Origin of the sequence: Arthrobacter sp. NPDC080073, from assembly GCF_040686575.1 — a bacterium.
In the GTDB taxonomy this organism is placed as follows: domain Bacteria; phylum Actinomycetota; class Actinomycetes; order Actinomycetales; family Micrococcaceae; genus Arthrobacter.
Map to the genome: position 1 here is coordinate 166510 of NZ_JBFBKR010000002.1, position 22045 is coordinate 188554.

The following is a 22045-nucleotide window of genomic DNA, read 5'->3' on the forward strand; positions in this document are numbered from 1 at the left end:
TCGCGATGCTGGTCTCCGGCGCTCTGACCATTGTGTTGGGAATCGCCGCGGCCGTGCTCCCTGTTCCCTACGTCGTGGAATCCCCCGGACCAACGTTCAACACCCTGGGCACGGACCACAACAAACCGGTCATCAGCATCACCGGGCACGCGACGTATCCCGCCAAAGGGAATCTGGACCTGACCACCGTCTACATCAACGGCGGCCCCAACGGTCCAGTCAACATTTTCGAGGCCTTCCAGGCCTGGCTGGACGGTTCCAAGGCCGTATACCCAGAAGAACTGCTCTATCCCAAAGGCGTCACCAAGCAGCAATCCGAACAGGAAAGCGCGCTTGCCATGACTACCTCCCAGGAGAACGCAGTTGCCTCGGCCCTCAAGGAAGAAAATATTCCGTACGGCCAGAAGCTTGCAGTCGCAGGGTTGTCCGACGGCTCGGCCTCCGCGGGCAAACTCCAGGCCGGGGATGTCTTTACGTCGATCAACGGCAAGGCGGTCACGTCCCTGAGCGTTGTCCAAACCGCACTGGCCGACGGCGCGGGCGCGCCTGCCGTCGTCGTCGTCGATCGGAACGGCCAGCCCGTGACGGTGAGCATTACTCCCGGCAAGGGCTCAAACGGGAAGTACATCCTGGGCGTACTGCTGCAGTACAAGTTCACGTTCCCGTTCGACGTCAAGATCTCCCTGGACCAGGTGGGCGGACCGAGCGCCGGCATGATGTTCGCACTGGGCATCATCGACAGCATCACCCCCGGCGACCTCACGGGCGGCAAGCATGTGGCCGGTACCGGCACCATTTCGCCGGACGGCACCGTGGGGCCCATTGGTGGAATCGCCCAGAAAATGCGCGGAGCCCGCAGCGGCGGCGCCACGCTTTTCCTCGCGCCTGCCGCCAATTGCGATGAGGTCGTAGGGCACGTTCCGGACGGGCTGCAGGTAGTCAAAGTGGACACTCTGGCGGACGCAAAATCAGCCGTGGAGCGACTCGCCTCGGGCCAGGACATGTCCCGCCTCCCGACATGCTCCAACAACTAGACTGATGATGGAACTTAGCTCCACTGCCACTCGTGGCACTAATGACGGCCTCCGCCATTAGCACCGGCACGGGGGCCGACGAACACACGCACTGATGACCGTTAACTGACGACCAGCGATGAGGTATCGAGTTTGTCCCGTCCAGCCAGCACCAGCCCGCCCGGAAGACCGCAGCGGAGACGGGGTGCACTCACTCCAACTTTGATCATCGTCGCCGTCGCCGTCGTGGGATTTATTTTCTTCGCCAATGTGTGGACAGACGTCCTCTGGTATCAGCAGCTGGGCTTCTTCGAAGTCTATTTCAAGGAAAACCTTGCCCGGATCCTGATCTTCCTCGCGGGCTTCGTCCTGATGTTCCTGCCCGTCTTCTACGCAATCCGCGTTGCCTACCATGCACGGCCCGTCTACGCCCCGGACTCCGAGGCCAGGGACAACCTGAACCGTTACCAGGCCCAACTTGAACCCGTACGACGCGTGGTCATGATCGGCATCCCCGTGTTGTTCGGCCTCTTCGCCGGCAGCGCGGCCGCGAGCCAGTGGCAAGCGGTGCTTTTGTTCTTCAACCAGGTACCGTTCGGCCAGGCCGATCCCCAGTTTGGCCTGGACATCAGCTTCTACCTCATGACATTGCCGTTCCTTGGCTTTGTCACGGGTTTCCTTATGAGCGTTGTGGTGATTGCCGGAATCGCGGGAATCCTTACCCACTACCTTTATGGCAGTATCCGGCTCATGGAACGCGGTATCTTCACCAGCCGTGCCGCCCAAATCCACCTGGCCGTGACCGGGGCCATTTTCCTGCTCCTGCTCGGAGCCAACTTCTGGCTTGACGTCTACAGCACCGTCCAGAACAACGGCGGACACTGGGCAGGCGCCCTTTACACCGACGTCAACGCCGTGATCCCGACGAAGACCATCCTGGCCGTTGCCGCGGGTCTGGTGGCTATCCTCTTCATTGTGGCCGCCGTGATTGGCCGTTGGCGCTTGCCCGTGATCGGCACGGCCATGCTGATCATCACGTCCATCCTCGCGGGCGGCGTCTATCCCTGGGTCATCCAACAGTTCCAGGTCCGGCCCTCGGAGCAGACGCTGGAGAACAAGTACATTGACCGCAACATTGCCATGACCCGGTCCGCCTACGGTTTGGACAAGATCAAGGTTTCTCCCTACAACGCCACGACGGACGCCAAGACCGGGGCTCTTGCCAAGGACGCCCAGACGGCGGCCAACATCCGGCTGTTGGACCCGAACCTGGTTTCCTCGGCGTTCTCCCAGCTGGAGCAGTACCGTCCGTACTACCAGTTCCCCAAGGCCCTTAACGTCGACCGTTACACCGTGGACGGCAAGACCCAGGACACCGTGATCGCGGTCCGCGAATTGAACCAGGACGGGCTGAACGCCAGCCAGCAGACCTGGGTCAACCGGCATATCGTCTACACCCACGGTTACGGTGTGGTGGCCGCCAAGGGCAATACCTTCACGGTTGATGGCAAGCCGGATTTCCTGCTCTCCGGAATCCCGTCAATGGGTACCCTTGGCAGCGATGCGAACTACCAACCCCGCATCTACTTCGGTGAAGATTCGCCGGACTACTCGGTGGTTGGTGCCCCGGATGGCGCTCCGCACCGCGAACAGGACCGACCCGCCGGCAAGGACACTTCTACGGAAACGCAGTACACCTTTACCGGCAACGGTGGCCCCAACGTGGGCAACTGGTTCAACCGCCTCCTGTACTCGATCAAGTTCCAGTCCTCGGACCTGCTGCTGTCTGACGGCGTCAACGAGAAGTCCCAGATCCTCTACGACCGCACTCCGCGTGAGCGCGTGCAAAAGGTTGCTCCCTACCTGACGGTGGACGGCAGTGCCTATCCCGCAGTGGTCGACGGCCGTGTGAAGTGGATCGTGGACGGTTACACCACCAGCCAGTACTTCCCCTACTCCCAGCAACAGCAACTGGGAAATGCTACGGCCGATTCGCAGACGACCTCCGGGCGCACGGCGGCCCTGCCGAACAGCGCCGTCAACTACATCAGGAACTCGGTCAAGGCCACTGTTGACGCCTATGACGGCTCGGTCACGCTCTACGCCTGGGATGACCAGGACCCGATCCTGAAATCGTGGGAGAAGATTTTCCCGACCACCGTCAAGCCGTACTCGGAGATGTCGGGTCAGCTGATGAGCCACGTCCGCTACCCGGAGGACCTGTTCAAGGTCCAGCGTGAGTTGCTTGGGCGTTACCACGTGACCAATGCGGACAGCTTCTACCAGAATAACGACGCATGGAGCGTTCCGAACGACCCCACGGTCACGGATCCCGTCCGGCAGCCTCCGTTCTACATGTCCCTGCAGATGCCCGACCAGACCAAGCCGGCCTTCCAGCTGACGTCGTCCTTCATCCCGCAGGTGGTCAACGGCGCCGCCCGGAACATCCTCTACGGCTTCCTCGCCGCCGATTCCGACGCCGGTAGCCAGAAGGGGGTGAAGGCTGACACGTATGGCCAGTTGCGATTGCTTCAATTGCCAACGGATACCCAGGTTCCAGGCCCCGGCCAGGCCCAGAACAAGTTCAACTCCGATCCTGAGGTGTCGCGGGAACTGAACCTGCTCAGGCAGGGAGCATCCGATGTGCTCAACGGCAACCTTCTGACATTGCCGGTGGGCGGAGGCCTGCTCTATGTCCAACCGGTCTATCTGAAGTCAACGGGTGAGACGTCCTATCCAACGCTTCAGCGCGTGCTCGTGGCCTTTGGCGACAAGGTCGGCTTTGCCCCCACGCTTGACGCAGCGTTGAAGATTCTCTTCGGGGGCGACTCAGGGGCCTCGGCGGGAGACTCGGCCAATAACGGCCAGACCCCCACTCCGCCGGGGACTACTACGCCACCCGCCGCAGCGGATGCGCAGGCCCAGCTGAAGGCTGCACTGGACCAGGCCAACAAGGCCATCCAGGATGGCCAGGCTGCCCTCGCCAAGGGTGACTTCGGGGGCTATGGTGACCAGCAGAAAATTCTTGCCGCTGCAATACAGAAAGCGCTCGACGCCGAGTCCCGGCTTGGAGTCACCCCGGCTCCGTCGGCAAGCGCCACCCCCTCGGTGAGCCCGTCGCCGACACCCTCGCCGAGCAAATAGGCAATTCTCCAGCCGGCTGATTTCGGCTTAGCTGGTTGTTTTGCAAGACCGGGCCAGCCCAGACCAGGGCTGGCCCGGTCTTCCTTTTGATCTGTCTGGGCCGGCGGTCTGCAGGGTTGCTCCGCCGATGGGGCCGGGGAGACGGAGGTCACGTCGTCTGGATTTGGCCTGACATTCACCTGCAGGTAAAGTAGTTCTTGCGACGCGGGGTGGAGCAGTTCGGTAGCTCGCTGGGCTCATAACCCAGAGGTCACAGGTTCAAATCCTGTCCCCGCAACCAAATAAACGAAAGAGTCCGCCTATAAGGGCGGACTCTTTCGTTTAAGGGCTACAGGACAAAACGTGCGTAAATCCGGGTTATAGGACAAAACGTGTGTAAATCCCGGGCGTGTCATGTGCCTCTCCGGCCCAGCCTGCGCGGTGCCAGAGGCCTTCCTCGGCGCTCAGCCCGGCGCTGTAGAGCTCTGGGCCGGGGTGCTGCTCCTTGGGGTAGGGGCTTTGGTCTTGGGCAGGCGGTGGTGGCGGGCTTCGATGAGTTTGGCCGGCGGCAGGGCTGTTCGCTGTGCAGGTAGAGGTACCACTCGCTCGCGGTCGTGCTCCGGTAGGTGCGGGCTTCGACGCGTCCCCGTGCTGTTGGTGCCAGTCATGGAGCCCTGCCAGCCAGGCCGCCGCTTCCGTCGGGGCGTGAATCCTGGTCAGGCCCCGTCCCAGCCGCCGCAATGCCTTGCCCGCCTCGGTCCTGGGGCGGCCGGTCAGGTAGGTGCGGACGTTGCGCTGGACATGGACCAGGCAGCGTTGCACCGCGGTTTCGGACCAACACTCCTACAATGCCGCTGCGAGCACCCCAGCTACCCTAAGCTTCCAAAGCATAGCCATCCCGAAATCCGCCCGCCAACGCTGGGAAGCAAGCCCTCCAATACACACGTTTTGTCCTATAACCCCTCGTCGGTCGTGAAGCAGGGGTTGCAGGACAAAACGTGTGTAAATTCCTGGGCCGTGTCATGTCCTGCCCGGGATCGTCTTCTCTCGGATATCGGATTCGAATGGACAAATTGCGGTCCCGCGGACTCCCGAGACCGGCAGCTCGGGCGAAGAGAATGATCCAGCAGAATCCGACGGTGCCTTCGTCTAACCCCCATTTTCGCCGCGCTCTCGGTCCTGAGGTAGGCGCAGCGGAGACGGCCGCCCTCACTTCCCCAGGGAGGTCTTGGACACGGTCTCAGACGGCTATGTGAGCCAATCCGGGTGAAACGTTTTTTCACACGGAGAAGCGCCGAGATCCACACTGAGATTGCCGAAAAACACACTGATTTTCGGCAAATCTGCACGGAGTTTGGCCACTTCGACCACTGAGAGGCGAAATATTGCGCTAGTTTCTTGGGCGGGGGAACAAGCTTTCATCATTGGATTTCCCCTCAGCCAGTCCAAGAAAATAGGAGGAAACCGATGCAAAGACTCTCAACGTTATTGCCCAATAATGAATGAACCATTGAAATCCGTGGATTTCACCTGCAGGGTCGAGGGGCTCGTAAAGGACTACGGAATGGTACAAGCGGTGCGGGACATCTCGTTCGAGCTGGTACCTGGAGAGGTCTTCGGATTCCTCGGCACGAACGGGCCCGAAAATCGACCAACCCGTCACATCCAGACGGGTTTGCTTGAAGCGAGCCAAGGGAGTGTTTAGGTCAACGGCGTGCCTCTGGACGCCCATTCCAAACTGATTTGACTAAATCTAAAACACCCATTCAGGTTGGCATTGCACTCAGTGTGGGTGAAGTGAAAGGGGGAAATCATGAGTTCACGTGATACGCGGGATGTCATGCTCGATTGGAGTAAAAAGGGTGTCGCTGCGGCGCTGGCGGGGGTTATTCTCCTTTCGGCGCCGGGCGCTGTCCGGAGTGTTTCCGGTTCGAGTGCAACTTCCGCGTCGTCGATAGTCAGTATCTCGACGACGGCTGTTGCGGCGCAGAATAGCTCCCTGCCCGTGCTGTCGGCAGGGTCGGCAGTGCCACCAAATGCCACACTCAACGGGGCTGCGGCCGATGCTCAAAAGAGGATCAATATCAAGCCGGTTCTTGACTGGATTCGGTGGGCTGCTCCGTACGTCTGGAATGCAATGGTCAACGCCGTCAAATGGGGCTGGAACGCCTTCATCAACTGGTGGAATGGCTTGGCCGCTTGGATTCGCAACACCATCAACTGGTTCATTGGCGGAGCCCTTTGGGATTTCTTCCTTGAACTGCGCCGTTACTTCTTTGGCTGGTAGCTAGCATGACGGGGTGGTGGCTGGGCTGATAAATATCACCCAGCCACCCTCTCTCTGGGGTTTAGAAATGGGGCTGGAAATCAAACGATTCTTCGCGTATGCAATCACCCGGGCGATGTTGCTCAGCGGGGCGGTGCTCGTCGGCCTGCTCCTTTCGTGCGAACTGCTCGCGGCGGTCGGTATCGACGCGCAGGTCATCTCGCCGCTATCAATCGTCCTGGTTGGCTGCTCCATAGCCGCCGTTGTGTACTGTCGCTTCAGCCTCAACGTGTTTGGAGTTCGGGGGCTGGCGGCCGAAGGTGATTCACAACATGCGAAGTCTTGCGTGGTGCTCGTTGCGATTGGTGCTGCCATGATCTTCTGGCTCAGCACACTTCGTGGAAGCGGGACGGGGCTCGCGATTATTGCGCCGGGAGTGATCATGATGGAAGAGGTGATCTTTCGCGGGTTGCCTCTGATCCTTCTTAGACGCTTCCGAACGTCAAGCGCCGGGCGAATCGGTATCGCCGTTGTCTTCTCCGCGTCTTTTGCAGCACTTCATGTTTCGCCATTTGTCGCTATGTTCGCAGACCGGTTCCTGTTCTCGCTCTTTGCCTTGGTGCTGGCGATTAAGTCCCAGTCATTGTGGCTCAGTATTCTGTACCATTTGATAGCTAATATCGTCGCTATGTCGGTTGCGGCTCCTTTCTATAACGAGAGCCAAGCTTGGTTGTATATTCCGATTGACTTGGCGATATTCGGATTGGTGTTTACAGTGATTTTAAGCAATGAAATCAAGGGGACTGTCTCAGAACGGACAAGTGTAAGAATATGACGCTGAGACTGGAAAATGTTTCTAAATCTTACGGTAATGTGCTAGCTGTCCAAAATATCAGCTTCAGTTGTGAATCGGGCACGATTACCGGCTTCATCGGCCCGAACGGATCGGGCAAGTCAACGACGCTAAGGATGATTGCCGGCCTCACACGACTGGACGGGGGCTCGATTAGCATTGCGGGAACTCGCTTTCAGGACCTTGCCAACCCTGGTCGGGAGATCGGCTTCCTGCTGGATCCCTCGGCCCACCATCCCGGCCGGTCAGTCCGTGAGACTGTTGGTGTCGTTGCCATAATGATGGGACTCCCGTCCCAACGTGTTGACGCGGCTGTGGAATCCGTCGGTCTGGCCGGAGCCGCGCGCCGAAAAGTAGGATCCCTGTCCCTTGGTATGCGCCAGAGACTCAGCCTCGCTATTGCCCTCCTCGGCAGTCCGAGGTACCTGGTTCTTGACGAGCCGGCCAACGGTCTCGACGTTGAAGGAATGGGCTGGCTCAAGGCATCTATCCGTGCTTTCGTCGCTGGTGGCGGAGCGGTCCTCATTTCGAGTCACCTTCTGAACGAGCTTGAGTCGTACGTTGACAGAGTGGTGATCATCGATCGCGGCCAAGTGATTTCCAACTCCTCGATGCGCGAACTCGGTAGGACGGATATGACAGAGGTAGATGGTCCTGAAAGGCAGAAGATCCAAAGGATCCTCCAAGCTGAAGGCTTGGTTATAGTCGGCGGGGCCGGCGCGGGTGTTCAGCCCATCCAGGTCGCATCATCGCCGGAGCAGGTGGGCGAAATGCTCTGGAGGCACGGCGTGCAGGTTAGCCTGCTACACCGAAAGCAGGCGGAATCCCTGGAGAGCTACTACAGTGAACTGACTTCTCCTGAATTTGCGGCAGTCCCGGCAGTGAAGGATGAACGATGAACCGTCTCAGCAACCCCGCATCGAACCCTGTGGGAATCGCCATGTATGTCGAGATGCGGAAGCTGGTGAATACCCGCAGCTCGAGATGGCTCCTCTCCGCCATGGCGCTACTTGGCATGCTCATGATCGCCGTCTTCGTCGTCGTCTCTGCCACTCGCGGCGAGCCGATCAATGTATCCATGATGCTTGCCGCGCTTGCGCTGCCGGCCGGAATTGGAGCGCCAATTATTTCAATTCTGGCGGTTACCTCTGACTGGCAGCACCGTGACGCAATCAAGTTCTTTGTCCTTCAGCCAAAGCGCGGCGTGCTGCTCCTCGCGAAGTATCTGGCGGTGGCCACCTTCGCCCTCGGTATCATACTGCTCGTCTGCGCCGTCGCTTTTGTCGCCTCGGCGGGCTTCTCAGCGATTGCGGAATACGAGATGGTCCTAGGTGACCTCGCAAAGAGCCTATGGCTGCTCACGTGCGTCACCGTGATTGGAACTATTTCAGGTGCGGCGGTCGCATCGGCACTTCTCTCCACGCCAATAGCTATCGTTTTCGTCCTGTTCCAATCCTTCGTGTTCGACTCGCTGATCGGGCTTTTCGCGGGGAACGCTACACCGTTTCTGCAGTCGGCCACTCTTTCAAACGTTCTGACTGAAGGAGGAAACGCCATCGCGGCGATTTCCTCAGCAGCGATTTGGATCATTGTGCCGTGCGTCATCGGTGTCTGGCGCAATCGAACGCGGGATGTAGTTTAATCGCATGATCTTGACAACGGAGTGAAACAATGGATTTAAACCTTAAGCAGGATATTGTGTACGCCCTCAGGAAGAAGGGCGTAGCAGAAACCGAGATACCGCGCCTCCTCGACGAAGCGATGGAACAACGCCGGACAGCAGGTGATCGATTCAGCGTTGCCGATTTTGTGGCTCGTACCCCACGCGGGACCAGCATCTCCAGGGGCACACGGATCGGTTACGTCGCCGCCGTGTTTTTGGTGCTTTGCATTGGCGTTCAGCTGCTCCTTAGCGGCATGTTTAGCGTTCACCTGGGCATTCCTGGCCTCCTGTTCTACTACGGCGCAGCTCTCCTTGGACTGGTGGCCCTCGTGTTCTCCGCCTACTACGTAGACCGCAGGGTTCCCGTCAAATAGCCCGAAGCTGGTCGCCTAAATCATGCTGGGCAATTGGGGGCGTTGGGGTTCTGATCGCTGTAGCGCTGGTCGCACTAACCCGCGGCTCTTGGCTTGGCTTTCTCTTCCTCGAAAATGCCGCAGGCCACTCTGCGAAAGTACGCTTTCGTCCAATCGATTCAGTTGAATTCTCGGGAGATCCGGCAGCGGTTACTTGGGTTGCCCCTGCGGCTGCTTTACGGCACGCGTCCTCGCGGATTAGCCGATGAGGTGGGTGTCGTGCGCCTAGGCAAGTTAGGCGAAGTTTTCCGGATCGATTCCGGCATCGTGTGTCATTGTAGTTACTGCCTGATTCGCTTCAAGCAGCCCGTGAAGAGGTCGCCTGTGCTGGCATCCCCGCGCGAGGGCTAAACTTAGCGCTCGAACCAGAACTGCCTTGAGCCTTGGGACCAGACCGGATCTGACCCATCAATGGGGTACCAGCAGGCGAGCCTACCGGCGGATCGCGACACCATCCTCCACAGGGCCGGTCCAACTGAGTACTGGGAAGGTCAAGGCATCATCCACTTACCCCCTGCATGGGATCGCTTTCAAACGACCTAGCGAACCGCCGTATGCGAGGCCCGCCCGTACGGTGGTGTGAGAGGTAGGTCGGGAAAACCCGAAGCACCTACTCGATTTTTCCACCGATTTGCGGGTGGGGGAGTGGGGGGTGGGTAGAGCGTGCCCCCGGTACGGACGCGTTGGTTCCGTCCTGACCTTCTTTGAGCCGCCTCGGAGCCAAAATGACGCGACTCGCCGTGTCGCAAGCGCTTTCCCAAAGCAAACGAGGTCGGGACGGCGTCAAGTCCCCGCGAGAATCGCCCCTCCCAGGGGCTGTTACTTCTGCCGAAGGCTCCTTCAGATCGCAACGTGCCGCAGGGCACACCCAAGTGGTCAGAGGCGTCCCTGAATGTGCGGTAGAGTTGATTCTGCGACGCGGGGTGGAGCAGTTCGGTAGCTCGCTGGGCTCATAACCCAGAGGTCACAGGTTCAAATCCTGTCCCCGCAACCAAGTAAACGAAAGAGTCCGCCCAGCTGGGCGGACTCTTTCGTTTAACCCCTGTTTTCTTCGCTCGGATGCCGGATTCTGCTCAATCATTCGAATGGACAAATTCCGGGCCCGCGGAATTACGGCGCCGGCAACGTCGGCGAAGAGAGTGATCCAGCAGAATTCGACGGTGACGATCGAACTGGATCTGCTCATGGACCTCCCCGGTCGCCGGGATCCGCGGGGCACTGTTCCAGCGCCAGGCCGTGCGGCGGCGGAATGTCTTGTACACCGTTCTAGACGGCAATACGCGCCAATCCGGGTGAAACGTTTTTCCACACGTAGAAGTGCCGAGATCCACACTGAGATTGCCGGAAAATACACTGATTTTTGCCAAATCTGTACGGATTTTAACCACTCCGACCCCTGACAGGCGAAATATCGCGCTAGTTTCTTGGGTACCGCCAGCAGCGTGGCGCCTGGGCGGCAATGGATCAGGTTCGCACCTGGTGACTTGATGTTGTCTTTGTCCTTGACGGGCACTGCTGCGCTCGGCGTGGACCCACTTGAGGAGGAGCTTCGATGAACAAGACATCGAAAATTGTTGGTGCGGCCCTGGGCGGCGTGGCCGTTGGATTGGCCCTGGCGTTCATTCTGTTCGTGGCCACTAGCGTGATCGCCATTTCGACGGGCTCCCCGGCGACCCTGCCGGGACTTTTTACCGCGACTGCCGGAACCGAAAACGGGGCACTGGCCTTGGAATTTCAGCCGAACTTCGCAGGAATCGTCGTGGTCATAGCGTTGTCGGTGCTTGTCAGCGCGGTGGTGGCCGCGCGAAGCAGCAACGCATCCCCGGGACCCTCAGTACATAACTAGTGGGCCTTGCTTCGCGATGACGGCGATGGGCGTACGCTCCGCGCGGCGCTGAGGCAAGGTCCGGCCACATGACCCGCACCGATCCGAACGCTTCTAGCGTTGACAGTCCAGCTCGTGGAGGACGACACTTGGGCCGAATGGCCCGTTCCTCCTGACGGAATGGGCCGGCCTGAGGAGGTCCCTTTGATCAATGCAACGATGGTCGTGGCGACAATTCCGGTCACGGATCTGGAGCGGGCGAAGGAATTCTACGGCGGTGTCTTGGGGTTGACGTTCCTCTGGGAAACTCCGGTCGGCGTCCGGTACCGGTGCGGACCGGTCAGTGAGATCTCGGTCTTCAAGCGTCCGCCTACTGCCACCGAGCACACCCTTGCCCACTTCGAAGTGGACGACATCGAGGCGGTCGTCCAGGACTTGGCCGCCAAGGGCGTGGAGTTCCTCGACTACACGGAGGGTCCCCTCGCCACAACAGGGCACATCGCCCAGCTCGGCCCCGCCCGCGGCGCTTGGTTCCGTGATCCCGACGGGAACACCCTCGGCATCCGCCAAGGCTAGATCGATCGCTTCGAAAGCCTGATACCCGTCGCCGGGCCGGATCGCCATGCCCCCTGCGCGGAAGTCCCGCCTCCCGCAAGAATCACTAGGAGTTCCAAGCATTCCTTCCTTCGCTCCATGGTAAATACTAGGAGTTCCTAGTATTCTCGATTCCAAGCGTCAGCCATTTGCATCGAGGGAGCTGTTGAATGAAGATCGTCGTGCTCGTCAAACAAGTGCCGGATACGGCCGAGGAACGGAAGCTTGACCTGACAACGGGCCAGCTTGACCGTGAGGCCGCCGACTCCGTGCTCGATGAAATCAACGAGCGCGCCCTCGAAGCCGCGTTGCGCATCAAGGATGCCAACAAAGGCACCGAAGTAGTGGCAATGACCATGGGTCCTGATGACGCCACACAGTCCTTGCGCAAGGCCCTTTCCATGGGAGCCGATTCAGCGGTTCACCTTGTGGATGATTCCCTCGACGGCGCCGACACCGGCCGAACGGCCGCAACGCTGGCGGCGGCCTTGAGGTCTACCGGATTTGACGTGGTGATAGCCGGCAACGAATCGACGGATGGCCGCGCCGGCGTCGTGCCCGCCATGGTCGCCGAACATCTCCAGCTGCCGCTTTTGGGTTCATTGATCTCCGCGGAAATCGCCGACGACGGCGTACGCGGGGTTCGCCAAGGCGAGGGCGGAACTCTCAATGTCCGTGCCGGGCTGCCCGCCATCCTCACCGTGACCGAACGTTTCCCCGAGGCCCGCTTTCCCAACTTCAAGGGCATCCTGACGGCCAAGCGCAAACCCGTCACCAGGTTGTCTGTCGCCGAACTCGGAGTCCCGGTGGGCCACAGCCGCACCGTGGTGGTCTCCACCGTTGAACGGCCGCCGCGCGCGGCTGGCCGGAAACTCATCGATGACGGGACCGCGGCCGACGAGCTCGCCGAGTTCCTCGTTGCGAACCGCCTGGTCTGAGGGAGGAAAGAAATGTCGAACGTCTTGGTGCTCATTGAACTTTCCCACCGCGGCGAGATTGCCGCTTCCGCCCGCGGGCTGCTGGCTGCCGCAGCCACGCTGGGCTCGCCGGTCGCCGTCGTCGCCTCGCCTGCGCCCTTGGCGGACGACGACGTCGCGCGCCTGGGTGAGCTGGGCGCGGCAAGGATCTACTCGGCCGTGACAGCTGCCGCCGGCACTGTTTTGGTGGCCCCTGCCGTGGATGCCCTGGGCGGGGCCGTCGACGCATATGGGCCGGCTGCCGTGCTCACTGCGAACTCGGTGGACGGCCGCGAAGCCGCCGCCCGGCTTGCTGTGCGGGTCGGCGGGAGCGTGCTCGCCGACGTCGTGCAGGTGCGCAGCGACAACGGAACCGTTGTTGCACAGCATTCGGTGTTTGGCGGGGCCTACACCGTCGAGTCCGTAGTGGAAGGCGGGCTGCCCATCCTCACCATCCGGCAGGGGGCGATCGAAGGCCAGGCTCCGGCAGCCACTGCAGAACTGCAGACGTCGTCCCTGGAAGCTGCAACAGAAGGTGCGGCAGTCATTGACCAGTTCAACGACGATGCCGCCGTCTCGGTCCGGCCCGAGCTTCGGACTGCAGCGACGGTGGTTTCAGGCGGACGGGGTTTGGGCTCGTCCGAGAACTTCGTGCTGGTCGAACAGCTCGCCGACACCTTGGGCGCGGCGGTCGGTGCGTCACGCGCCGCCGTCGACGCCGGATACATTGCCCAGACGGCCCAGGTAGGCCAGACGGGTGTGAGCGTGTCCCCGCAGCTGTACATCGCTTTGGGAATATCCGGAGCCATCCAGCACCGCGCCGGCATGCAGACCGCCAAGACCATTGTGGCCATCAACAAAGACGAGGATGCGCCCATTTTTGAGGTAGCCGACTTCGGAATCGTGGGCGATGTCTTCACGGTGGTTCCGAAACTCATCGAGGCCGTCAAAGCCCGTTCCAACTGACGGCGTAACAGGCTTTGGCCGCTTCGGTCCAAAGCCTGTTAGCTTGATGCGTCCGACGATTGCAAGTTCTTCCGAGAGGTGTCTGAGAAGATGTCCACCCCCGCCAAAAAGTCGACCGCAGCCAAGAGCAAATGGTCCCAACCCCTCTGGGTGGTTCCAGGGGTGCTGCTCGTACTTTTGCTCATCGTGTTGTTGGCCAAATGGTTGACGGGCCTGTCGGGTGTGCAGTCCTTCTTGCACGACTTCCCAGGTGCGTCCCGCCTCCCGGAGAACGCTCCCGTAGGTTTCCCGGCATGGCTCGGATGGCAGCACTTCCTGAACGTCTTCTTCATGGTGCTCATCGTCCGCTCGGGTTGGCAGGTCCGCACGGCCAAGAGGCCGCCGGCCCAATGGACCCGCAACAACCAAGGATTCATCCGGACCAGGAATGCGCCGACCAAGATCAGCCTGGACCTGTGGTTCCATCTGACCCTGGATGCCCTATGGGTGTTGAACGGCATCGTCTTCATCATCGTGATCTTTGCCACCGGGCAATGGATGCGGATCATCCCCACCAGCTGGGACGTCTTCCCGAACGCCGTTTCCGCTGCCCTCCAGTACGCATCGTTGAACTGGCCCACTGAGGACGGCTGGGTGAACTACAACGCCCTGCAATTGCTGACGTACTTCGTCACGGTCTTCATCGCCGCTCCGCTTGCCATCATCAGCGGGCTGCGCACGTCCTCTGCATGGCCGAAGAAGGCCGGCACGGTGAATAAGCTCTATCCCATCGAACTGGCCCGGGCAGTACATTTCCCGGTGATGGTGTACTTCGTGCTGTTCACGATCGTGCACGTCACCCTGGTCCTCGCCACCGGGGCGCTGCGCAACCTGAACCACATGTATGGCGGCAGCGACGACATCAACTGGGTTGGTTTCGGTATTTTCGCCGTGTCCCTCCTGGTGATTGTGGGCGCCTGGTTCCTCGCGAGGCCGCTGTTCCTTCGCCCTGTCGCTTCGCTGATGGGCAAAGTCAGCAAGTAAACGCACCGAATAGCCAGAAATACCGGACAACCCGGAGAACTGGGAAGAACTGCAAAGGAGTGCCAATGTTTGAGCTCACGGAGGACCAGCAAGCGGTGGTGGAAATGGTGCGCGACTTCGCCACAACGGCCATTGCGCCGCACGCCGCCGAATGGGACGAGACCAAGCATTTCCCGGTGGATGTCCTGCGCGAAGCGGGCACCCTTGGCATGGGAGGCATCTATGTCCGGGAAGAGTTCGGCGGCTCGGGGCTTTCCCGCACCGATGCGGCGCTGATCTTCGAAGAGCTGTCCAAAGCAGACCCCACCATCGCGGCCTACATCTCGATCCACAACATGGTGGTGTGGATGATCGACGCTTTCGGAAACGATGAGCAGCGGGCCAAATGGGTTCCGCAGCTTGCCTCCATGGAGGGACTGGGCAGCTATTGCCTCACGGAGCCGGGAGCCGGCTCGGACGCCGCCGCTTTGAGTACCAAAGCAGTGCTCGACGGCGACAGTTACGTTCTTAACGGCACCAAACAGTTCATTTCGGGTGCGGGAGTTTCCAGCATCTATGTGGTCATGGCGCGGACTGCGGACACGGGCAGCCAGGGCATCACCGCAATCGTTGTGCCCGCGGACGCGCCGGGCCTGTCGTTCGGCCTGAATGAGAAGAAGATGGGATGGAATGCCCAGCCCACCCGTCAGGTCATCTTCGAGGACGTGCGGGTCCCTGTGGCGAACCGGCTTGGCGAGGAAGGCAGCGGATTCGGCATCGCCATGAAGGGCCTCAACGGGGGCCGGGTCAATATGGGCGCTTGTTCCCTGGGAGGCGGTCAGGCGGCCCTGGAGAAGTCCATCGCGTACCTCAAGTCTCGCTCGGCTTTTGGTGGCCCGCTCATCAACCAGCAGTCCCTGCTGTTCGATATTGCCGACATGGATACGGAACTCGAAACTGCCAGGACTTTGATCCTCCGGGCCGCCGACGCTTTGGATCGTGGCGCCCCGGACACCGTGAGGTTGTGCGCAATGGCGAAACGCGTCGCTACGGACGCTGGTTTCAACGTGGCAAACAAAGCCATCCAACTGCATGGCGGTTACGGATACTTGTCGGAATACGGCCTCGAGAAGATTGCCAGGGACCTGCGCGTCCACCAGATCCTGGAAGGCAGCAACGAAATCATGAGACTCATCGTTGGACGGCTCGCTGTAGGGGCATAAAGCACGCGGGAAGCACGAAGGGCCGGAACTCACGGGAGGTCCGGCCCTTCGTCGTAGGGATTAGAGCTTGTCGAAGTCGGCTTCGTCCACTGTGTCATCTGCCGGTGCGGTGGCGCCGGCTCCGATCGCAGCCTTCGAGCCGCCCGACTTCAACGCCGCCAGCCGGGCCTCGATTTCCGTCTGCTCTCCGAGGTCCTCAAGCTGGTTGAACTGTGCGTCTAGGCTGGACGCTGCAAGTTCCTGCTGGCCGAGCACTTTGGCCTCTTCGCGGCGGATCTTCTCTTCGAAGCGGCCCACCTCGCTGGTGGGGTCCATGATGTCGATGCTCTTGAGGGCGTCGTGCACCTGGGTCTGGGCAGCAACCGTCTTGGAGCGGGCAACCAGCTCATTGCGCTTGCTCGTGAGCTCGTTGAGCTTGCCCTTCATCTGGTCGAGACCGCTCTTGAGCTTGTCCACGACCTCGGACTGGGAAGCGATGTTGGGCTCGGCGGCCTTGGCTTCGTTCTCGGCGGACATCTGGCGCTGGATGGCCACCTTGGCAAGGTTGTCGAACTTCACGGCGTCGGCCGCGTTGCCGGCTGCGCGGTACTCGTCGGCCTTGCGGGAGGCTGCGAGGGCCTTGTTGCCCCAATCCTGGGCGTTCTTAAGGTCTTCGTTGTAGTCGGCCTGCAGCATGCGGAGGTTTCCGATGGTCTGCGCCACGGCGGACTCGGCCTCGGCGATGTTGTTCGAGTAGTCGCGGACCATCTGGTCCAGCATCTTCTGCGGGTCCTCAGCCTGGTCGAGCAAGGCATTGATATTCGCCTTGGCGAGCTGTGCGATCCGCCCGAAAATGGACTGCTTAACCATGGTGTTGCCTTTCGTCCTGCTCAGTGGTGCCCACTGAATCCAGTGATCAGTTTTTGTATCGCCCTACGCGGGGGACCGGCCCCCGCCTAGTCTTTGGAGCTAGAAACTGCCGGAGTCGCCGCCGCCGAAGTCACCGCCGCCTCCACCGCCGTCGCCGCCGAAGAAGCCGCCGCCTCCGCCGTCGCCGCCGAAGAAGCCGCCGCCCCCACCGCCGTCGCCGCCGAAGAAGCCGCCGCCTCCGCCGTCGTTGTCTCCACCGCCCCATCCGCCGCCTCCGCCGTGCAGGATGGAGTTGATGAGGATGCCTCCGAGGATCGCTCCGCCGAGGCCGCCGCCGTTCCCTCCACCACCGAACATGCCGCCACGGCCGTAGCCTTGGTTGGCGAAGCCGCCGAACTGGTCGACGTCGGACTGTGCCAGTTGCGCGGCCTGTGCAGCGAGCGCCTGGGCCTGCTGGGCGTACGTCAGTGCGGTGACCGGGTCATTGCGGGAAATGGAGAGGGCGTAGTCGAGGTTCCGTTGGGCTTCGGCCAGGCGGGTACGCGCCTCCGTGCCCACGCCGCCGCGTCGGGCCGCGATGTAGTCCGAGGTGGCGCTGATCTGGGACTGGGCGGCCATGATGGTCTGCTGGAGCGCGGCCTGTGCGCGTCTTGCTTGTTCCTGCTGGTCACGGATTCCCGAGAGGGACTGGTCCAAGGCCTGGTGGGCTTTCTCCACGCGGTCCAAAGTGGCAAGGGGATCGATCTTACCGCCCTGGATTTCAATCTTGACTTGCGCGAGTGCGGCTTCGACTCCGGCGACCGGGCCAGCCAGCTCCGGGTGCTCGCCGGACTGGATCATCGCCTTGGCCTGCGCGAGGTCCTGGCTGGTGTCCACCACGGCACCCTCCAGCGAGTTCCGGGCTTCGTCGAGGCTGCCCGCTACCTTGGAGATTGCGTCTATCAACACGTTGGTCTGGTGCAGGCCCTCTTCCGCGGCGCGGACTGCGACTGCGGCAAGGCTGCTCTCACCCGCGGCGAGTTTTTCCTGTGCCGTCGTTGTTGCGTTTTGAACGAAGGCGAGCCGGTCCTTGGCCTGGGTGATGTTGTCGCTCACGTGGCCAAGTGCGCTGTCTGCGTACTTCTCGCGCAGGGCGTTGAGCGATTGCTCCGCGCTGCTGATCCTTGCCTCGGCTTCGTTGGCGCCGGCGGCAACAGTGGCCAGAGCCTGCGGCGCGTTCTTCTCAAGCTCGCGGAGGGAATCGAAATCGGCCTTCTGTTCGCGCAGCGACTGCAGGGCGGCCTCCGAGCGTCGGATGATTTCGCCAAGCCAACTGCGCTGCTGCTCTTCGGTGTCCGGAATATGGTCATCGAGCTGTTGCTGCAGTTTGAAGGATTCGGTCATGTGGTTCTTGGCTTCCAGCAGAGCCTTGGTGAAGTTCCCGACGGCGGCATCGCCGTATTGCGCCTGGGCGAAGCCGAGCTCCTGCTCGCTGGACTTGATGGTGTCATCCGCTTCGATGAGCAGGGAGCCGGCTTTGCGCCGCAAGTCCGCGACACTCAGCGAGGCCAGGGGATCGAGCTGTTCCCCTTGCGGGCCGTAGCTGGCGCTGGAGGCCTGGCTCTTCTTGCGTCGGTTGCGGAAGTACAGGTATGTGCCGACACCACCGGCCGCAACCACGCCCGCCCCGATCAAAACGACTGCACCCGAGTTGCCGCTCGGAACCGTGCCGCTGCCTCCGCTGGCGGCATCGCCGATGGCGGCCGCCGTGTCAATGGCTGCCTGGGCAACGTCCCGCTTGCCTGCGCCGAGGTTGGCCGTGATGGCATTGGACGAAATGGTCGACTTTTTGGGGTAGATCGCACTGGCAGAGTTGGGTGCGAAATAGTACTGACCGGCCGCGGAGAAGGTCAGAATGACGTCCGACCGGCCCATGCCCTTCTTGGTGGCGACTGCCGTGGCCCAGGCTTCTGGCGATGATGGGTTTTCGAAGGAATTCACCGTGACCACGTACAAGTTGTATTTGTGGTCTTTCAGGAGCTTCTGGATGGCGTCCTGGACTTCGCCCTTGCGGTTGCCCAGAAGATTCGCGTTGTCCACGATGTTCTGGCCGGACGGGATGGTCACCGGGTCGGCGGCCCAGGCTGCGGTGGCCGGGAGGACCAGCATTCCGGCCAGGCCGATGACGGCGAGTACACGTTTCAACATTGACCGCATGTGCAACCCTTCAGCACGTCTGCGACTGGTCCAGGCCGGAACAATCGAAACAGAATGCATCAGCGCCCCCACGCCTGGTTGTCAAGCGGAGGGTCGCTGTGGCAATTCCACTTGATACTATGGTGCACCTTTTGGGGCGTTCACAGCGGTAAATATGCCGCCAGCGAAACGGGGAGAAATCCGCCCTTCTCCTGCGTTGAGGGGTCTAGCCGGTGCCGTTCGAGGGTAGTTCGAGGGCGCAGGACCGTTCCCGACGACGCGTTCAGCAAGCTCCCAGCGAACGTCGACCCTTGATCCAGCAAGAGCGACGATAGTTAAGGGGACGAGGAAGAAAGGAAGTCCCATGACGGAGAACCCAGCACAGGGCGCCGCGCCTGAGAACAATGGCCCTGAGAACCATGGTCCTGAGGGCACCGGCCGGGCGGAGGCGGACAAGCAAGCCAATTCCCAGCCTACGACCCCGCTGCCGGCATACCAGCCGGGTCAGGATTTCACTGCGCAGCCCGATCACACAGCGAAGCCCGAACACACAGCGAAGCCCGAATACCCCGCGCAGCCGGACCACACAGCACAGGCTCCGGCGGCCTGGGCCCATGGCCGGGCTGAGAACGCCACCGAGCAGATCCAGGGCCCGCACAACGCTCCTCAGAACGGATCGCCCCAACACGGTGCTCCCCAGCACAGCGCTGGACCGCAACACCCGTACCCGCAACACCAGCCTTTCTATGGCGGACCGAACCCTGCGCAGCACTATCCCACGCAGCAATTCCCGGCCCACCCGGGCGGCCCGGCGGCGAGCCCGAAGCGCAAGCCGGTCTTCGGCGTCGGGACCCTGGTGGCCTGCATCCTGGCAGCCGGTCTCGTAGGCGGAGGGGTGGTGGCCGCCAGTGATCAGTTGTTGAACACCCGGACCCCGGCGGCGGCCGGCAGCAGCCAGACGGGAACCGTGATTGTCAACAACACGGACAACGTCAACGCCATCACCGCAGCGGCGGCCAAGGCGTCGCCGAGCGTCGTGACCATCATGGCCTCGAGCGGAAGCCAGGGCGGCACCGGTTCGGGCATCATCCTCGACGACCAGGGCCACATCCTGACCAACACCCACGTGGTGACCCTGGACGGTGCCAGCGCCAACGCCGCGATTGAAGTGCGGCTGAGCGACGGACGCGTCCTGAAGGCGACGGTAGTGGGTACGGACCCGCTTTCGGACCTCGCCATCATCAAGGTGGACAACGCCTCCGGCCTCGTGCCGGCCACCCTGGGCGACTCCAGCAAGATCAACGTCGGAGACAACGCAATCGCCATCGGCGCTCCGCTCGGCCTGCCGGGCACGGTCACCGACGGCATCGTGTCCACGCTCAACCGCACTATCAGCGTGGCGTCCTCGGCCGTTCCCAACGGCGGCTCCGACAATTCGCAAAACGGCGGCCAGGGGGGATTCCAGTTCGCCCCTCCAGGCGGCGGCCAGAGCCAGAGCAGTGCCGGCCAGGGCACTGTTTCGCTCAACGTGATCCAGACCGACGCACCGATCAACCCGGGCAACTCCGGTGGAGCGCTTGTCAACACCAAGGGCGAGATCATCGGCGTCAACGTGGCGATCGCTTCCGCCGGCAGCAGCAATTCCTCGTCTTCGTCGAGCGGCAATATTGGTGTGGGCTTCAGCATCCCCATCAACAACGCGAAGCGTATCGCGCAGGAACTCATCAAGAACGGCAAGGCCACGCATGGGCAGTTCGGCGTCAGCGTCCAGCCGAAGTCGGCCACGGGAAGCAATTCAGGGTTCTCGGTGGGCGCGCAGGTTGCGGCCGTGACCGCGGGCTCCGCCGCTGAAAAGGCCGGAGTCAAGGTGGGCGACGTCGTGACGAAGTTCGCCGGCAAGGACATCACCGATCCCGAGCAGCTTACCGCGGCGGTCCGTGAGCAGCCGGCAGGTGCAACGGTCAAGGTGACCATCCAGCGCGGCGGCCAGTCGCAGGAACTCGATGTGACCTTGGACGCAGCTCCGTGACAGCTGCACCGTAGCAGCGGATTCCGGCGGATCCCAGCGGGACTGGGACTAGCAGTCGACGACGGCGGGCGGCACCTCAAGCGGTGCGGCCCGCCGTCGTCGTGTGCTCTTGCTGCCGTAAGCGGGAGCGATCCACGAAACAGGAGTTAATGCGGGTACGCGGCGTTGTCCGACTTGTCCCGCAATATGCTTAGCTAGGACGAGCCCGTACGCAGGGCACTCTTGGCCACGCGCCTAGTTGCTGGCCATCCCCGAGTATGGAAGGCTGCCTCGAACACAGTGGGAGATACATTGAAGATTGTTGTTCTGGTCAAGCACGTCCCGGACGCGCAGTTCGACCGACACCTCACCGGCCCAGGCAACACCATGGACCGCGACGAGAGCATTCTGTCCGAACTGGACGAGTACGCGCTCGAAGCCGCGCTGCAGCTCAGCGAAGCCCGCGGGGGTGCCAAGGCGGGCAACGAGGTCATCGCCTTGAGCATGGGTCCCGCCGGTGCCGTGAACGCCGTCAAGAAGTCCTTGCAGATCGGTGCCTCCTCGGGTGCGCATTTGAGCGACGACGCCTTGGCCGGTTCCGACGCCGCCGCCACCTCGTTGGCCCTTGCCGCGGCGATCCGGTATCTCGGCGCCGACTCGCCCGTGGACCTCGTCCTGACGGGCATGGCCTCGACGGACGGCGAAACGTCCTTGGTTCCGGCCCAGCTCGCAGAGCGGCTCGGACTCCCGCAGGTCACTTTTGCTTCCTCCCTGGAGGTCAATGGCGAACGCGTCGTCGCGCGCCGTGACGGTGACGCCCACGCGGACACTGTGGAGGCAACCTTGCCGGCGCTGGTCTCCGTGACGGACCAGATCAACGAGCCGCGATACCCCAACTTCAAGGGCATCCTTGCAGCCAAGAAGAAGAAAATCACGGCTCTTACACTGGCCGACATCGGCGTCGATGCCGCGCAGGTGGGCGCCGCGGGTTCGCTGACCGCCGTCGAGACCGCTGAAGCGCGGCCACCGCGCACTGCCGGCACCATCATCACCGACGAAGGCGACGCCGGCATCAAGCTGGTTGAGTTCCTGGCCGCCCAGAAGCTGCTCTAAGAG

The 22045-nt window shown here is 61.7% G+C and carries 17 protein-coding genes and 2 tRNA genes; 17 read left to right on the forward strand and 2 right to left on the reverse strand.

Annotated elements, in window-relative coordinates; genetic code table 11:
• Window positions 1-5 precede the first annotated feature (5 nt).
• From AB0O52_RS02970 to AB0O52_RS03040, 15 genes are all read left to right on the forward strand, one after another.
• The gene (locus tag AB0O52_RS02970; protein WP_364533792.1) at window positions 6-1034 is read left to right on the forward strand and encodes a S16 family serine protease; all 1029 of its coding nucleotides are present in this window, start codon (window positions 6-8) and stop codon (window positions 1032-1034) included.
• Window positions 1035-1166: 132 nt separating this feature from the next.
• The gene (locus AB0O52_RS02975; RefSeq protein WP_364533106.1) at window positions 1167-4157 is read left to right on the forward strand and encodes a UPF0182 family protein; all 2991 of its coding nucleotides are present in this window, start codon (window positions 1167-1169) and stop codon (window positions 4155-4157) included.
• A gap of 203 nt (window positions 4158-4360) precedes the next feature.
• Window positions 4361-4437 (forward strand) — tRNA-Met (locus AB0O52_RS02980).
• A gap of 1512 nt (window positions 4438-5949) precedes the next feature.
• Window positions 5950-6423: a hypothetical protein gene (locus AB0O52_RS02985; protein ID WP_364533109.1), complete on the forward strand. Its 474-nt coding sequence runs from the start codon at window positions 5950-5952 to the stop codon at window positions 6421-6423.
• Window positions 6424-6436: 13 nt separating this feature from the next.
• Complete coding sequence (locus tag AB0O52_RS02990; RefSeq protein WP_364533112.1) at window positions 6437-7237, forward strand: CPBP family intramembrane glutamic endopeptidase; 801 nt, start codon at window positions 6437-6439, stop codon at window positions 7235-7237.
• The gene (locus AB0O52_RS02995; protein ID WP_364533115.1) at window positions 7234-8154 is read left to right on the forward strand and encodes an ATP-binding cassette domain-containing protein; all 921 of its coding nucleotides are present in this window, start codon (window positions 7234-7236) and stop codon (window positions 8152-8154) included. The genes AB0O52_RS02990 and AB0O52_RS02995 overlap by 4 nt, the downstream gene beginning before the upstream one ends.
• Entirely contained in the window at window positions 8151-8897 is a 747-nt protein-coding gene (locus AB0O52_RS03000; protein WP_364533118.1) for a hypothetical protein, read from the forward strand. Before AB0O52_RS02995 ends, AB0O52_RS03000 begins: the two co-directional genes overlap by 4 nt.
• A gap of 29 nt (window positions 8898-8926) precedes the next feature.
• Entirely contained in the window at window positions 8927-9292 is a 366-nt protein-coding gene (locus tag AB0O52_RS03005) for a hypothetical protein (protein ID WP_364533120.1), read from the forward strand.
• Window positions 9293-10248: 956 nt separating this feature from the next.
• Window positions 10249-10325: transfer RNA gene (locus AB0O52_RS03010), tRNA-Met, on the forward strand.
• Window positions 10326-10883: 558 nt separating this feature from the next.
• The gene (locus AB0O52_RS03015; RefSeq protein ID WP_364533123.1) at window positions 10884-11177 is read left to right on the forward strand and encodes a hypothetical protein; all 294 of its coding nucleotides are present in this window, start codon (window positions 10884-10886) and stop codon (window positions 11175-11177) included.
• Window positions 11178-11360: 183 nt separating this feature from the next.
• The gene (locus tag AB0O52_RS03020; protein ID WP_364533126.1) at window positions 11361-11732 is read left to right on the forward strand and encodes a VOC family protein; all 372 of its coding nucleotides are present in this window, start codon (window positions 11361-11363) and stop codon (window positions 11730-11732) included.
• Window positions 11733-11920: 188 nt separating this feature from the next.
• Window positions 11921-12688 carry an electron transfer flavoprotein subunit beta/FixA family protein gene (locus AB0O52_RS03025; RefSeq protein ID WP_364533129.1) on the forward strand — a complete coding sequence of 256 codons (768 nt, stop codon included), beginning with the start codon at window positions 11921-11923 and terminating at the stop codon, window positions 12686-12688.
• 12 nt (window positions 12689-12700) lie between these two features.
• On the forward strand, window positions 12701-13672 hold the full coding sequence (locus AB0O52_RS03030; protein ID WP_364533132.1) for an electron transfer flavoprotein subunit alpha/FixB family protein: 972 nt from the start codon (window positions 12701-12703) through the stop codon (window positions 13670-13672).
• Window positions 13673-13762: 90 nt separating this feature from the next.
• Window positions 13763-14695 (forward strand): hypothetical protein, encoded by a 933-nt coding sequence (locus AB0O52_RS03035; protein ID WP_364533135.1) that lies wholly within the window; start codon window positions 13763-13765, stop codon window positions 14693-14695.
• Window positions 14696-14760: 65 nt separating this feature from the next.
• A complete protein-coding gene (locus AB0O52_RS03040; RefSeq protein ID WP_364533138.1) occupies window positions 14761-15897 on the forward strand; it encodes an acyl-CoA dehydrogenase family protein in 1137 nt (378 codons plus the stop codon).
• 60 nt (window positions 15898-15957) lie between these two features.
• Here the strand turns inward: AB0O52_RS03040 and AB0O52_RS03045 are convergent, their stop codons facing one another.
• Together AB0O52_RS03045 and AB0O52_RS03050 are read right to left on the reverse strand one after the other, a co-directional pair.
• Window positions 15958-16746, reverse strand: coding sequence for a PspA/IM30 family protein (locus AB0O52_RS03045; protein ID WP_364533141.1), 789 nt, complete (start codon window positions 16744-16746; stop codon window positions 15958-15960).
• Window positions 16747-16845: 99 nt separating this feature from the next.
• Window positions 16846-18942, reverse strand: a complete 2097-nt coding sequence (locus AB0O52_RS03050; protein ID WP_364533144.1) for a TPM domain-containing protein — start codon at window positions 18940-18942, stop codon at window positions 16846-16848.
• 343 nt (window positions 18943-19285) lie between these two features.
• Between AB0O52_RS03050 and AB0O52_RS03055 the strand changes: the two genes are divergently transcribed.
• Both AB0O52_RS03055 and AB0O52_RS03060 read left to right on the forward strand, forming a co-directional pair.
• Complete coding sequence (locus AB0O52_RS03055; RefSeq protein ID WP_364533147.1) at window positions 19286-20950, forward strand: trypsin-like peptidase domain-containing protein; 1665 nt, start codon at window positions 19286-19288, stop codon at window positions 20948-20950.
• 291 nt (window positions 20951-21241) lie between these two features.
• Complete coding sequence (locus tag AB0O52_RS03060; protein WP_364533150.1) at window positions 21242-22042, forward strand: electron transfer flavoprotein subunit beta/FixA family protein; 801 nt, start codon at window positions 21242-21244, stop codon at window positions 22040-22042.
• Window positions 22043-22045: the final 3 nt, after the last annotated feature.